Genomic DNA, 13,712 nt, shown 5'->3' with positions numbered 1-13,712 from the left:
GGCTGGGTCTCCTAGTCGAGAAAGTTCTTGAGTTCGTGCACGAGCTTCTGGATGCGTCCGGAAATCACCGGGGTGCCGAGGTTTTTGAACCGTTCGCGGAACCACGGGTTGACGCTCTGATGGCCGGAGCTGTTCACCGAGCCGACCGGGATGAGCTTCACCCCGGAGCGGTGGGCCGCCTCCATCGATTCGAACAGCGGCTGCGAGCGGTCGAACTCGTAGAAGTCCGAAATCCACACCAGCACGGTGTTTTTCGGGTCGCTGATCTTGGGTTCGGCCATCGCCATGGCGACCGGCCCGTCGTTGCCGCCGCCGAGATTGGTGCGCAACAGCACCTCGAACGGGTCGTGCACCCAGGGAGTGAGATCCAAGGCGCGCGTGTCGTAGGCGATGAGATGCACATCGACCTTCGGCAGGCCCGCGAAGATCGACGCCAGAATGGTGCAGTTCACCATGGAGTCGACCATGGATCCGGACTGGTCCACCACCACGATCATGCGGGCGGGGACGGTGCGTTTGGCGGTCTGGCGGTAGTAGAGCCGGTCGACGTAGAGGCGCTCGTCCTGCGGATTCCAGTTGGGCAGGTTCTTCCAGATGGTCCGGTCCACGTCGAGGTTGCGCAGGATGCGCTTGGGGGCGACCGTGCGATCGACGGTGCCGACGCTGGTCTGCTGCACCTGGGTGCGCAGCACTTCGGCGACCTCGTCGATGTAGCGGCGGATCAAGCGTTTGGCATTGGCCAGCGCCACGCCGGACAGATTGTGCTTGTCGCGCAACAGCTGTTCGATGAGCGACATGCTCGGTGTGAGCTGCGCGGCCAGATGCGGGTCGGCTAGCACCTCACGCAACCGCATGCGCGACACCAGCTCGCCCTCCAGACCGGTGAGCACCCCGTGCACGGCGCCGGCCTGCTCCTCGCCCAGGCAGCGGCGCAGCCAACCGGCATCGGACTGCCAGCCGGCCAGCTGGGTGGCGCTGACCTGACCGGACCCGGTGGCGAACACGTTCAGCAGCAGCTTGGAAACCAGTGCCGCAGTGCGGACATCGGCCGCGCCGATGGGCGGTGGGTCGTCGGATGCGGCCGAATCCGACGCCGTGTCGTGCTCGGCGGTGGCGAAGTCGAGGCGTTCGAACTCCGTCTTCATGTCCGGATAGCGTTGCACCACATTGTCGATGGAGATACCGGGGTCGAGCACCGCCAGCGGCAGTCCCAGATCGTCGACGATGCCCGCGCTCGCCTGTTCGAGCGTCGGTTGTTGCTCGCCACTGAAGACACCGGCCAGCAAGCGCCAGTACAGGATCTGACGCCGGGTCTCATGGTTCGGTTCAGTGGTCATTGGCGCAGCAGCCGTCCCGCGCGCTCGCGCAACACCGCGACGGCGTCGCCCGATTTGGCCTGCGCCTTGGCGACTTTCGGGTCGGTCGGGCCGAGGGCCCAATCACCGTTGTGGAAGGCGGTGAGCGCGCTCTTGACCTTGCGTCGAATCGCCAGCGGACGCACCGACCAGCCGTCGGCGTCCCAGCGCAGCAAGCCGATCATGGTGCTGGAGCCGGTGACGCCCGCCGCCGTGAGCGGCCCCGCGGACGGCAGTGCGTCCAGTTCGACCCGAATCCGCTGATCACCCAATTCCATTGCACCGTCGCGGAATCGGTACCCCTCGAAGAGAACCGGTTCGGCGATGTGGATCGGATCGCGATCCAGCGGCGCGACGGCCGGGGCGTGCGCCTGCGGCAGCTGCACGGCGGCGGTGGCGAACGGATCGGCGGACGCACCGGCCTTGGCACGGTCGTCGTCCCACCGCAGGTCGCCGGTCGCGGTCAGGGGCATATCGGTGAGTTCCAACGCCCGCTGTTCCGCCAGCGCGGTGCACAACTGCGTGTGCGCACCCAGCAGTTGCCAAACCGCCGGTCCCACAATGGTGTCCACCTTGGCCGCGGCCACCGAGGCGCGCACCCGGCGCGCGGGTGCGCCGGTGAGCTCCAGCACGCCGTGCAGCTGGATCTGCACCGCGGTGCCGTGCTCGTGCACGTCGACGCCCAGCGGTAGCAGACGTCCCGAAACCGATTCGGTCGCAGCGGATTCCGTACTGCGCCGAGACAGCAGCAGGGCGCGCGACCACAGATCGGCCCAACGCCGCGCGGGTATCCGATCCATGGTGGCGATCGGTGTGGACGCCCCCAGCTCCGCGGTGAAGCCGTCCAGCAGTACCGCCAGCCGCCGCAACGTGGGTTCGGCCAGTAGCGCCGCCACCGTGTGGTCCGCGGCCGCCACCAAATCGTGGTCCACGCCGCGCCATCCGGCGATCGCCAGTTCGCCGAGCCAGGCGCGCGAACCCTCCGTGAGCGGGTTCGCCGCGGCAGGATCGGTCGCATCCGTCCACTCGAAACGGTTGCGGCCCAGTGCCGTATCGGCCTGCTCGACGAGGGCATCGTGCACCGCGCCGAGCACGGCGGCGCGGGCGGCGGCGAGTGCCGTCAGCTCATCCGGCCCCAGTGCTCCCGTGCTCACTTTCGCCACTGCCCCGGTTACTGCCTCGGCGAGCGGCGAACCCGCCACGGCGGCGGCGAGGGCTGCCAGGGCCGCGCTCTGCGGCTCGGAAACCCGAGCAAAGCCGTTGACCAGTGCGGTATCGAAACCGCGCACCGCGGCCATGGCGGCCGTGACGCCGGTGGGCGCCGCCGCCAGGGTCGCGAGTTGTGTCGGTTGCATCAGCGACCCACCCCCGCGGGGAACCAGTGCAACTCCGGAATCGGCGTCGTGCTGCCCGGCAGCTCGAGATAGGTCAGGTGCCGCAGGAATCTGCTGAACACCGCGGCCGCCGGGGCCGGATCCCGAGTTCCGTTGAGGCAGTTGACGAGTCGCGCGCCCTCCGGGACTTCCACGCGCAGGAAACGGGCCACCCGATCCTGTCCGTATTGGAGCACCGCTTCATCGATGAGCGAATCCAGATGCTTGCAGGTCCACCCCTGGTTCAACCCGCCGCACGGCCGGTTGTTGTTGGTGCTGCAGCTCAGCCCGTGCGTCCCCGCGGTCACCGAGGCCACGTACACCCGTGATATATCGGAGCCGCTCGACACCACGCCCTGCAGGCGTCCGTCGGCCAGCTCCACGAACGGCACCTTGTTCAGCTTGCGCGGTGCGACAGCGGGCAGAACCCGCACGACAGAAGCGTTTTCCCAAGCCGGTTCCTCCGGCGTGGCACTCGGATTCGAGGCCATCGTTCTCCCTCCCGGTCGATCACGATGCGCCCAAGGTATGTGACGGCACCGACAAGTCCCGCACCGGCTGCCGATGTATGGCGCGGGAGAGGGCCAGTCAGTGCTTGTAATAGCCGCGGCTCCTGCGGATTTCGCCTGCCGCCCGAGCTGAGCGGCCGCATGGCCGGAATCGCCATGGTTGCGTCCTGGTGCCACTGCCGTCGCCGGTGGACTCTGGCGATATGAAGAAACTGGTTGGACCGCTGTCCACGGCGCTCGGCGTATCCCGGATCCTGCTCGGCCTCGGATACATGTTCAATCCGAAACTGCTCAATATCGCCACTTTCGGTCCGGACGGCGATACCCCGGAATTGCGTATCACCAACAAAATGCTCGGTGTGCGGGAAATCATCATGGGATCGGTGACGTTGTCGGCGGCCCGGTCCGGCTCACCTGTGCTGTCGAAGAGTCTGCTGGCCAGCGCGGCGGCGGACGCGTGGGACGGCTTCGGTGCACTGACCACCGCGGGCGCATCCCGGCAGGCGAAGCTCTCGGTCGGTTTCGTGGCGCTGACCGCCTCGGCGCTGGAGGCAACCGCGGGCTCTTTGGCCGCCAAGCAGTAATTCCGGCGACCTTCGACATATCGAGGAAACGGCATCCGAATGGAATACGTGAACGAGCACGTGGGCGCCTGTTGCGCGGCTCCGGTATCGCAGTGGACGCATACGGCGGGTCTGCGCCTGAAATTGGTGCACCTGCTGTTACGGGCGACTCTGCGGGTGATCGAAGATCTCGCGCTGTGGGCGAACCGCCGGGGCTGGCTGGCTCCGGTCGAAATCGCCTATCGGGCAAGCCGTCTGGACCTCCTGGCGGCCAGATTGCCGATTCCGAGAGGCGTCGGCGTGCGCGGTGTCGACCTCGATACCTGTGTGGCCGAGTGGATTTGGGACGAATCCACCGGCACGGAACCACTCGACCGGGGTGCCGCCATCCTTTACTTTCATGGCGGCGGGCTGGTTACCGGTGGCTTGAATACTCACCGCAGGATGGTTGCCCGGATCGCCTGCGCCGCCGGCGTTCCGGTATTCAACGTCGCGTATCGGCAACTGCCGCAAGCGCATATCACCGAAACGATCGAGGACTGCGTCGACGCCTATCGCTATCTGCTGAGTCTGGGGCTGCCGGGTGACCGGATCGTGTTGGCCGGCGACTCGGTCGGGGCGGGACTGGCCTTTTCGGTCGGACTAGCTGTTCGCGACCGAAAACTCCCCATGCCACAGGCCATCGTCGCCCTCTCGCCGTGGGCCGACTTCGATTCGGCCCGCCGCCGCGACCATGCCAATGAGCGTCGCGAGCCGCACACCCCCGATGCCATGTACGCCCTCCTGGTGGATTGGGGATTGCGCCACGAGGGTCGGCTCGATCCCGCCTGGTCGCCGGTCAATCACGATTTCTCCGGTATGCCACCGGCCCTCATCCACGTGGGTACCACGGAGGTGCTGCTGCCCGACGCGGAGGAACTCGTCAAGAAATATTCGGCGGCGAACGTCGCGGTGCAACTGGAACTCTGGGAAAGCGGGATCCATGTGCTGCCGCTCGCCGCGCCCCTCGTTCCCGAGTCGCGGGCAGCCATCGGCAAGATCGGTCGGTTTATTCGCGAGGCTCTGGACGAAACGCGCACCGAACGGTCGTTGCCGTTATCCGGGTGACTCGCGCCGTGTCGTGCCGAAATACCGCTGGTCGACGCCGGGTAAAGGCAGAATGCGGCCATGCGAATAATTGCCCGATTGTTGCAAGCGGTGGTCGCCGGCGTGCTGCTCGTGGCAGTCGGGCAGGGCGTCGCTGCCACTCCCGCGCAGAGCCAGTTGCCCTGGACGACTCCGGCGCCGGATGGCGTGCAGGCAGCGGGCGCCGCGCTGGCCGACGGCCTCACCGGCACGGTGCTGTGGTCGCGCGAGCTGAACACTCGGCTGCCGATAGCCAGTATCGCGAAGGTGATGACGGCGCTGGTCGTGGCCGAGACCGGTGATCTGGACCGGGCGGTCACCGTGCCGTCGGAGAGCATCGCCTACTGCGTCCGGCATGACGGGAGCACCGCGGGCTTGAGCCCCGGCGAGGTGCTCACCGCGCGGCAGCTGCTCTACGCGCTGATGCTGCCGTCGGGCTGCGACGCCGCCTACACCCTCGCCGAAGCATTCGGGCCGGGCCAAGGCGACTTCCTTGCCCGGATGAACGGCCTTGCGGGGCAAATGGGATTGGCGGGAACGTATTTCGCCGACCCCAGCGGATTGCCGACGCCGACGGACCACTCCACCTATTCCACCCCGGCGGACCTGATCGCCCTGGGTTTGCGTGTGACTCGCCAACCGGTGCTGCGCGAGATCGCCGGCACACCCGATTATCACCTGCCCGCGGGCCCCGGCAATCGTGAGCATTTCTGGCACACGACGAACCTGCTATTGGGCGACTATCCCGGGGCCTCCGGCATCAAAACCGGCTACACCGATGCTGCGGGAACCTGTCTGCTGTTCCACACGGTCCGGGCGGGGATACCGTTGATCGGCGTGGTCCTGCACAGCTCTCCGTACGGTGCCGTCGCGGCTAAAGAGGATGCCGAGCGCATCCTGGACTGGGTCTATCACCCCATCTTCTCCGTACTTCCGATCGGCTAGCGGTCAGCTCTGCCGCGGGTCGTGCGTATCGTCCTGCGCGGGTGCGGGTTTCCGGACTCGACCGTGGTACCGCCAGGCGCGGAAGCCGCGGTGCGCGGCGAAAGCGCCGAGTACGGCGACTACGCACCAGACCGCGATCGCGGTGTAGGCCAGGGGTGCCGACAGATCGCCGATGGACGCGCCCAGCGCGGTGTAGACGAAAGCCCGTGGCGCCGAACCGATGAACGCGCCGATCGCCATCTGCCACAGCGGAACTCCGAACGCGCCGAACACGTAGGACGCGAGGGCATCGGAAATGCCGGGGACGAAACGCTGCCCGACCACGGCCCACAACCCGCCGCGTTCGATCGCGGCGTCGATGCGGTCGGCCCGCTCCGTGCCGAGCAGACCGCGCGCGCTGTCGCGCCCGGCCCGCCGCCCGAGAAAGCTCGAAACCGTGGCCGTGCCCACCACCGCGCCCAGGGTCACGAAGGTGCCGAGCACGGGGCCGAACAGGAAACCACTTCCGGCGGCCAGGATCGGGCCGGGCACGAAGATCGCGCCGAGCAGCGCCGCCACTACGGCGTAGACCAGTGGCGCGGCCGGCCCGGTCGCCCCGATCGCGTCGCGCACGCCCGCGACGTCGACGACCCGTGCGATCGCGACGAGATAGAACAGTCCGAGCAGGAAAACGGCACACAGCGCCAGCCGGATACCGTGGCGCCACCTGCTGATCTGCGTGTGATCGTCGTTGTCGGTCATGGTGGGTCCACCCTGCCGCACCGCGGTCCGGCTCGCGACTCCAGCCTGGCGTTTTTCCGCCAGATCGGCCCGCGCCGAGGGTTGGCTGGCTCACAATTTGGGATTTTCTCAGGAAGACGTGCGATGGTTGTCGGGTGAGACCAGGCTTATCGCAGTGATTTGCTCGGCTCATCTACAGAAAAGTGTGAAGTAAAGTAATGACGCAAGGCACTGTGAAATGGTTCAACGCTGAAAAAGGCTTCGGCTTCATCGCGCAAGACGGTGGCGGCGCTGACGTGTTCGTGCACTACTCCGCTGTTTCCGGCTCGGGCTTCAAGTCCCTCGAAGAAGGACAGCGCGTGGAGTTCGAGGTCGGTCAGGGACAGAAGGGCCCCCAGGCCCAGGACGTCCGCGCTATCTGAGTTCCGCAGGTAGAGAAAGCCTCGCACCCTTGGGGTGCGGGGCTTTTGTGCGTTCCGGAACCCTCTGCCGGTAGCTCGCCGAGCGCATGCGCGCCGAAGCGAACGGTGTAAACAGCGCGTCAAAGTGAGAGCTGTTGTGCCGCAGCGGTATCAAAGTTCCATCAATACCGGGAACGGACCTTTCCGGCGCGGCCGTGACCGCCTGAACGGCATCCTTGCCCACTTGGCGCGCTCGCTGGCCGCGAAGGGGGCGGCCTGGGGCGGCGACGGGTACGGGAGCACGTTCGCCGACGGGCCGCAGGGATACCTTGCGGCGCAACGCAATCTGTTCGCGGGCATCGGAAGCACCGCCGAGACCATCGACTCCTACGCCGCCGGCCAGTATCGGGCCGCGGAACTGCTGGCCGTATGGATCGAGGCCACGACGGCAGCCTTGGGCGAACTCGTCCATGGGCCGGAATCGCTGACGCAGTTGGCCGACATCCTGGAGCAGGTGGCCGACTCGGCCGACGCGCTGGGCACCGCCACCACGCCACAACCCACGCCCAACCACGCACCGCGTCCGCACCCCGCCGCGCCCCGACCAGACGCCCAAGCGACCTCCGCGCTCGCCGACTCCACCTCGAAAATCCCCTACACACCAAGGTATTTCGCCGTCTCACCGATCCCGGAGTTCACCACAGCCACACCTCCCGACGACTCGATCTGGAACGTCCCCAAGGGCTACCCCGAGCCGACCCCAACCTCCGAACCGATGCCGCCAACCCCCGGGTCCACGCCCACACCCATGCCGAGGCCGCACCCGCAACCTGAGCAGACGCCGCCAACACCTGCGCCGAACCCTGGTTCGTGCCGCGGTCAGAGCTGACGCCCACACAGCTGCGAACCGCACCGAACCGCGAGTCGCCGGCCGCCCCGTCGCCTACGTTCGTGCCAGAGCCGCAGTGGCAATGCGAGCCGGACTGGAACCCCGGCCAGCGCGGTGGGACGCGTTTCCGCGCTGTCCACGGCGCGGCCGATGAGTTTGCGGCTCTCGGCCGGTCAGAGTTTGTAACACCCTAGGAAAGGACATCGTCATGTCGGAGCTTCTCGTCGACTTCATCACTTCTCTCGACGGCTACGCGTCGGGCGAGGGGTGGCCCGGGTTTTGGGGGCTCGAAGGGCCGGAGTATCTCGCGTGGCTCGGTGAGCAGCCGGAGGTCACCTATTTGATGGGGGCGAACACCTATCGGCTGATGTCGGGCTTCGCCGCCGGGGAGGTGCCGGACGGTCAAGACGAGTTCAGGCCGGAGGAAGAGGCGTCGGTCGACGAGCTCACGAAAGCGTCCAAGGTGGTGTTCTCCTCTTCGCTGGAAGATCCGTTGAAGTGGGCCAATTCCACGCTGGTCCGCGATGACGCCGTCGAGGCGGTGCGCGCGATGAAGTCCAGCGGCTCGGGGATCATCAGCACGATCGGCAGTTTGAGCCTGTGCCGCTCCCTGCTGCGCGCCGGACTCGTCGACCGGTTCCGGGTCGTGATGTTCCCGGTGATCACCGGGGCCACGGGCGCGGAACGCATCTACGACGGTTATCCGGACGTCGCCCTCGAGATGACCGAGCACCGCACCTTCGACGGCCGCATCCAGCTGGTCGAGTACAAGCCGCGGGTGCTCGAACATCCGCCGCTCGGCGCCCCTGCGTGAGGTCGCCTCGTCCGCCGGTCCGGAGAGATCCCGAGACCGGCGGGCACGCGACCGCATGCCCTACTTTGTCCTGTAACAGGACAAACTTCGTATCAATCTGACGGAAGTGACTACACGGGCTGACAAAGTGGGGTTGAATCGCGGGCATCCGTTGGAAAGAGGGAACGATGCGGATCGCGGCGAGACCCGAAAATGCCCACCAGGCGCGGCTGTTGCGGCTGTTGCGGGATCACGGACCGCGGTCGCGGTCGGATCTCGGGCAGCCGATGGAGCTGTCCAGGTCGAAGCTCGCGGTCGAGCTGGCGCGGCTGGCCGAACTCGGGCTGGTGGAGGCGGGAGGCCTCGCGGACTCCAGCGGTGGCCGCCGTTCGGCGATCGCGCGGCTGGCGTCCGGCCTGCGGTTCGCGGCGGTGGATATCGGCGCCACCTCGATCGATGTCGCGGTGACCGACGGCGAATTGCGGGTGCTGGGTCACCTTTCCGAGCCCTGCGATATCCGGCAGGGACCGGCGGCAGTGCTGGAACGAGCGGTGGATCTGCTCGGCAAACTACGAGACGAACATGCGGCGGCCGGTCGACTGCACGGCGCGGGGATCGGGGTGCCGGGCCCGGTGAGTTTCCGGGACGGTATGCCGGTGACGCCGCCGATCATGCCGGGGTGGCACCGATTTCCGGTGCGCGAGGTGGTCGCGCAGGAGCTGGGCTGCCCGGTGCTCGTGGACAACGACGTCAACATCCTCGCCCTCGGCGAAATGCACGCGGGCTCAGCACCTTCGGTGGACGATTTCCTGCTGGTGAAGGTCGGCACCGGTATCGGCTGCGGGATCGTGGTCGACGGCGGGATCTATCGCGGCGTGTCCGGCAGCGCGGGCGATATCGGGCATATCCGGATCAGTGACGACGGACCGACCTGTGCCTGTGGCAACACCGGCTGTCTCGAGGCTTACGCGGGCGGGGCGGCATTGGCCAGGGAGGCGCTGACTGCCGCGCGGGCCGGTCGATCGCCGTTCCTCGCGCAACGGCTGGCGAGTGCGGGCACGCTCACCGCGATCGATCTGGCCGATGCGGCCGCCGCGGGAGACCCGTTGGCGGTGACCATGATTCGAGAAGCGGGTGCGCACCTGGGCACCGTGCTGGCGGGCCTGGTCAGCTTCTTCAATCCCGGGCTGGTGGTGATCGCCGGGGGGATAGCGGGTTTCGGGCATCCGCTGCTCGCGGAGATCCGCAGCGTGGTCTACCGCCGCTCGTTGCCGCTGGCGACCGGCAACCTGCCGATCGTGCTGTCCGAACTCGCCGGGCTGGGTGGCGTGATCGGCGCGGCCCGGCTCATCAGCGATCACGTCTTCAGCGTCGCCTGATCCGCGGCGTCGGCAAGGAGGCCGGCCATGGACACCGTGCTCACCATGCGGGGCATCGTCAAAGAATTTCCCGGTGTACGGGCGCTCGATCACGTCGATCTGGAGGTGCGCGCGGGCGAAGTGCACTGCCTGCTCGGCCAGAACGGGGCCGGGAAGTCGACGCTGATCAAGGTGCTGTCCGGCGCGCACCAGCCCGACGGTGGCGAATTGCAGTGGCTAGGAGCGCCTTTGCGGCTGTCCGGTCCTGCGGCCGCGACTCGCCTGGGCATCGCGACGATCTATCAGGAGTTGGATCTCTGCGACGGGCTCAGCATCGCGGAGAACATCTTTCTCGGCCACGAACACGCACGCGCCGGTTTCACCCGCCGCGCTCCCGCGTCCCGAGCCACCACCGAATTACTCGGTCGCCTAGGACATGCCGAGCTGCATCCGGGCACCGCGGTGGGTACCTTGCCCGCCGCGGCCAAGCAGGTGGTGAGCATCGCACGAGCCCTGTCCTACGACGCGCGCCTGATCGTGATGGACGAACCTTCGGCGGCGCTCGGTAACGACGAGGTGGCCAACCTGTTCCGCATCATCGAGCAGCTTCGCACCGAAGGCGTTGCGGTGGTGTACATCTCGCATCGCCTGGACGAGATCCGGACGATCGGCGACCGGATCACGGTACTCAAGGACGGCCGTACCGTCGCCGCCGGACTGCCCGCGCGCACCACCAGCACCGAACAGGTGGTCTCGCTGATGACCGGGCGCGGCGATCTGGAGTTGCAGGCCCCGCGGCCCGCGCCTGCCGCCGCGGCCCCGGCAGTACTGCGGGTGACCGGACTCGGGCTGACCGGCCGCTTCCACGACGTGTCGTTCGCGGTGCATGCGGGCGAAATCGTCGGTCTCGCAGGCCTGGTGGGCGCGGGACGTTCGGAAATCCTGGAGACGATCTACGGTGCGCGCCGACCGTCGTCCGGACAGATCCTGGTCGACGGTCACCGCATCCGGCCGGGCCGCACCACCGCGGCGGTGGCGGCCGGTCTCGGGCTGGCGCCCGAGGAGCGCAAATCGCAGGCGCTGTTCCTGCTGGAATCGGTGGGCCGCAACATTTCCGCGGCCTCGCTGCCGCGCTTCTCCCGTTTCGGCTGGTTCGACCGGCGCCGGGAACGTGCCGATGCCGGTGCGGCGCTGGCCCGCGTCGGCATCCGCCCGTCCGATCCGGCGCATCCGGTCCGGGAACTGTCCGGCGGCAATCAGCAGAAGGCGATCCTGGCCCGCTGGCTGCTCGACGACTGCCGGGTACTGCTGCTGGACGAACCGACCCGCGGCGTCGACGTGGGCGCGCGCGCCGACGTGTACGCGCAGATCCACCGGCTGGCCGACCAGGGCGTCGCCGTGCTGCTCGTCTCCAGCGATCTGCCGGAACTGCTCGGGCTTTCCGACCGGGTGCTGGTGCTGCGCGACGGCGCGATGATCCACGCGGCGCCCGCGGCCGAGCTGACCGAACACGACATCATCGCCATGATCATGGAAGGGAGTGCCTTGTGAGCGCGTCACCACGGGCACCACGTACGACGGAACCGACTGTGCGTGCGGTACCGGCAAAGTCACCGGCTCCCAACGGCTCTCGGGCCCGGACCACCGTGCTCGCCAAGGTGCGCAGCGAGATTCGCAAACACGTGACCTTGGTGCTCGCGCTGCTGGCGCTGCTCGGGGTCGGCGCGCTGACCAAGGGCGAGGACTTCCTCAGCACCAGCAACATGATCACCATCCTGACGCTGGCGTCGGTGATCGGCGTCGTGACCGTCGGGATGACCTTCGTGATCATCGGTGGCGGCATCGACCTGTCGGTGGGCGCGATCATCGCGCTGGCGTCGGTGTGGTGCACCACCACCGCGACCCAGTCCTACGGTGTCGCCGGAATGGTGTTCAGCGCACTGGTGGTCGGGGCCTGCTGCGGTCTGCTGAACGGCGCGTTGATCGCCTACGGCCGGCTGGTGCCGTTCATCGTCACGCTGGCGATGATGGTGGCCGCGCGCGGCTTGGCCGAACAGCTCTCGGGGCGGCAATCCCAGCTGGTCACCACCGACCTGCTCGCCCTGGCGCAGAACCGGGTGCTCGGCATTCCGCTGCTGGTCTACCTATTCGTGGTAGTGGTGGTCGTGGGGTGGATCCTGTTGGAGCGCACCACCTTCGGGCGTCGGAGCTGCGCAGTCGGCGGCAATCCGGAGGCAGCGAGGCTGGCAGGCATCGACGTCCGCAGGCATACCCTGCTGCTCTACACCATCTCCGGGGTCTGCTGCGGTATCGCCGCGATCATGCTCACCGCGCAGACCACGACGGGCGCCAGCACGAACGGCCAGCTCTACGAGCTGGACGCGATCGCCGCGGTGGTCATCGGCGGAACCCTGCTGAGCGGCGGATTCGGCACCGTGACGGGCTCGATCCTGGGGGTGCTCGTGTTCACCGTCATCGAGGACCTGTTCATCCTCAACAACCTGGAGCAACCGATCCAAGCGATCGGCAAGGGCGCGATCATCGTCGCCGTCCTGCTGTTCCAGCGCTTCGGCCGCGCGCGGGCCGTCCCCACTCTCACCTGATTTCCGTTCACGCACAAAGGAATACAATGAGCACCACCCACTCTCTGCCCCGCCGCGGTGTCCTGCTGACCGGTTTGGCGGCCGGCGCCGGCGTTCTCGCGGCGGCCTGCACCGGCAACGACACCTCGTCCAACACCCAGGTCGCCGGTAACACCGGCGCGAACGCGGACGCCGGAAAGCAGGTCAAGGTCGGCTTTTCCGCGCCGGCGGCCGATCACGGCTGGACCGCGGCTATCACCCGCAACGCTCGTGCGCAAGCCGAGGGCCTCAGCGACGTGACGCTCAACGTCACCGAGGGCACCAACGACGTGGCCAGGCAGATCGAGCAGGTGCAGACCCTGATCAACCAAAAGGCCGATGTACTGGTGATTTTGCCGTTCGACGGCAACGCGCTCACCGAGATCGCGAAAAGCGCGATGGCGGCCGGCATCCCGGTGATCAACCTGGACCGGGTCTTCGCCTCCGCGCTGGCCTATCGCACCTGGATCGGTGGCGACAACTACGGAATGGGCATCAACGCGGGCAATTTCATCGTCCGCAAGATGCGCGAGGCGAAGATCGCCGATCCGGTGATCGTCGAGGTGGCCGGTATCGACAACCTGCAACTGACCCAGGAGCGCAGCCACGGCTTCCGCGATGCGCTCAGCGCGGCCGGATTCCGCATAGCGGCAAGGCAATCCACCGATTTCACGGCCTCCGGTGGGCAGCAGGTGGCCAGCCAGATGCTGCAGGCGGTGAAGAAGATCGACGCGATGTGGAACCACGACGACGATCAGGGCATCGGCGTGCTCGCCGCGATCAAGCAGGCCAACCGCGCGGGCGAATTCGTGATGGTCGGCGGCGGCGGTTCGACGCAGGCGATGAAGGAGATCCAGACCGGGAACTCGCCGTTGCAGGCGACGGTGCTCTACAGCCCGGCCATGGCCTCCTCGGCGGTCACGCTGGCGCGGCTGCTCGGGCAGCGCAAGGCGCTCGGCGATCTCGCCGAACACGATGTGCCCGCGAAGATCACGACCTACTCCGCGGTGGTCACCAAGGACAACGTGGACCAGTACCTGGCCAACGGCTACTGACGCCG

The 13,712-nt window shown here is 67.5% G+C and carries 14 protein-coding genes; 10 read left to right on the top strand and 4 right to left on the bottom strand.

Annotation, left to right across the window (positions count from 1 at the left end; all coding sequences use genetic code 11):
• Positions 1 to 11 precede the first annotated feature (11 nt).
• From NVU01S_RS24000 to NVU01S_RS23990, 3 genes are read right to left on the bottom strand one after another with little or no spacing between them, the layout of a single operon-like run.
• A complete protein-coding gene (locus tag NVU01S_RS24000) occupies positions 12 to 1,337 on the bottom strand; it encodes a vWA domain-containing protein (protein WP_043676369.1) in 1,326 nt (441 codons plus the stop codon).
• Entirely contained in the window at positions 1,334 to 2,710 is a 1,377-nt protein-coding gene (locus NVU01S_RS23995; RefSeq protein WP_043676368.1) for a hypothetical protein, read from the bottom strand. Before NVU01S_RS23995 ends, NVU01S_RS24000 begins: the two co-directional genes overlap by 4 nt.
• Positions 2,710 to 3,162 (bottom strand): hypothetical protein, encoded by a 453-nt coding sequence (locus NVU01S_RS23990; RefSeq protein WP_235211001.1) that lies wholly within the window; start codon positions 3,160 to 3,162, stop codon positions 2,710 to 2,712. Before NVU01S_RS23990 ends, NVU01S_RS23995 begins: the two co-directional genes overlap by 1 nt.
• Positions 3,163 to 3,440: 278 nt before the next feature.
• Between NVU01S_RS23990 and NVU01S_RS23985 the strand changes: the two genes are divergently transcribed.
• The 3 genes from NVU01S_RS23985 (at position 3,441) to NVU01S_RS23975 (ending at position 5,870) form a co-directional block, all read left to right on the top strand.
• Positions 3,441 to 3,821, top strand: a complete 381-nt coding sequence (locus NVU01S_RS23985; RefSeq protein ID WP_043676364.1) for a hypothetical protein — start codon at positions 3,441 to 3,443, stop codon at positions 3,819 to 3,821.
• A 39-nt stretch (positions 3,822 to 3,860) separates the two neighbouring features.
• Positions 3,861 to 4,907, top strand: a complete 1,047-nt coding sequence (locus NVU01S_RS23980; RefSeq protein ID WP_052280971.1) for an alpha/beta hydrolase — start codon at positions 3,861 to 3,863, stop codon at positions 4,905 to 4,907.
• 90 nt (positions 4,908 to 4,997) lie between these two features.
• The gene (locus NVU01S_RS23975) at positions 4,998 to 5,870 is read left to right on the top strand and encodes a D-alanyl-D-alanine carboxypeptidase family protein (protein WP_244467388.1); all 873 of its coding nucleotides are present in this window, start codon (positions 4,998 to 5,000) and stop codon (positions 5,868 to 5,870) included.
• Between the two features lie 3 nt (positions 5,871 to 5,873).
• On the opposite strand, the gene NVU01S_RS23970 is transcribed toward NVU01S_RS23975, so the two are convergent.
• The gene (locus NVU01S_RS23970) at positions 5,874 to 6,611 is read right to left on the bottom strand and encodes a TVP38/TMEM64 family protein (protein ID WP_043676360.1); all 738 of its coding nucleotides are present in this window, start codon (positions 6,609 to 6,611) and stop codon (positions 5,874 to 5,876) included.
• 197 nt (positions 6,612 to 6,808) lie between these two features.
• Between NVU01S_RS23970 and NVU01S_RS23965 the strand changes: the two genes are divergently transcribed.
• The 7 genes from NVU01S_RS23965 (at position 6,809) to NVU01S_RS23935 (ending at position 13,707) form a co-directional block, all read left to right on the top strand.
• Positions 6,809 to 7,012 carry a cold-shock protein gene (locus tag NVU01S_RS23965; protein WP_014988265.1) on the top strand — a complete coding sequence of 68 codons (204 nt, stop codon included), beginning with the start codon at positions 6,809 to 6,811 and terminating at the stop codon, positions 7,010 to 7,012.
• Between the two features lie 223 nt (positions 7,013 to 7,235).
• Positions 7,236 to 7,880, top strand: a complete 645-nt coding sequence (locus NVU01S_RS23960) for a hypothetical protein (protein WP_043676357.1) — start codon at positions 7,236 to 7,238, stop codon at positions 7,878 to 7,880.
• Between the two features lie 208 nt (positions 7,881 to 8,088).
• Complete coding sequence (locus NVU01S_RS23955; RefSeq protein WP_043676355.1) at positions 8,089 to 8,694, top strand: dihydrofolate reductase family protein; 606 nt, start codon at positions 8,089 to 8,091, stop codon at positions 8,692 to 8,694.
• A 167-nt stretch (positions 8,695 to 8,861) separates the two neighbouring features.
• A complete protein-coding gene (locus tag NVU01S_RS23950) occupies positions 8,862 to 10,052 on the top strand; it encodes an ROK family transcriptional regulator (protein WP_209444833.1) in 1,191 nt (396 codons plus the stop codon).
• A 27-nt stretch (positions 10,053 to 10,079) separates the two neighbouring features.
• A complete protein-coding gene (locus NVU01S_RS23945; RefSeq protein ID WP_043676353.1) occupies positions 10,080 to 11,582 on the top strand; it encodes a sugar ABC transporter ATP-binding protein in 1,503 nt (500 codons plus the stop codon).
• 38 nt (positions 11,583 to 11,620) lie between these two features.
• Complete coding sequence (locus NVU01S_RS23940; protein ID WP_082032231.1) at positions 11,621 to 12,634, top strand: ABC transporter permease; 1,014 nt, start codon at positions 11,621 to 11,623, stop codon at positions 12,632 to 12,634.
• A gap of 26 nt (positions 12,635 to 12,660) precedes the next feature.
• Positions 12,661 to 13,707 (top strand): substrate-binding domain-containing protein, encoded by a 1,047-nt coding sequence (locus NVU01S_RS23935; RefSeq protein WP_043676347.1) that lies wholly within the window; start codon positions 12,661 to 12,663, stop codon positions 13,705 to 13,707.
• The last annotated feature ends 5 nt before the right edge of the window (positions 13,708 to 13,712 follow it).

Source organism: Nocardia vulneris (assembly GCF_001613425.1).
In the GTDB taxonomy this organism is placed as follows: Bacteria; Actinomycetota; Actinomycetes; order Mycobacteriales; family Mycobacteriaceae; genus Nocardia; species Nocardia vulneris.
The sequence above is the reverse complement of the archived record's forward strand: the minus strand, read 5'-3'. Positions and strand labels throughout refer to the sequence as shown.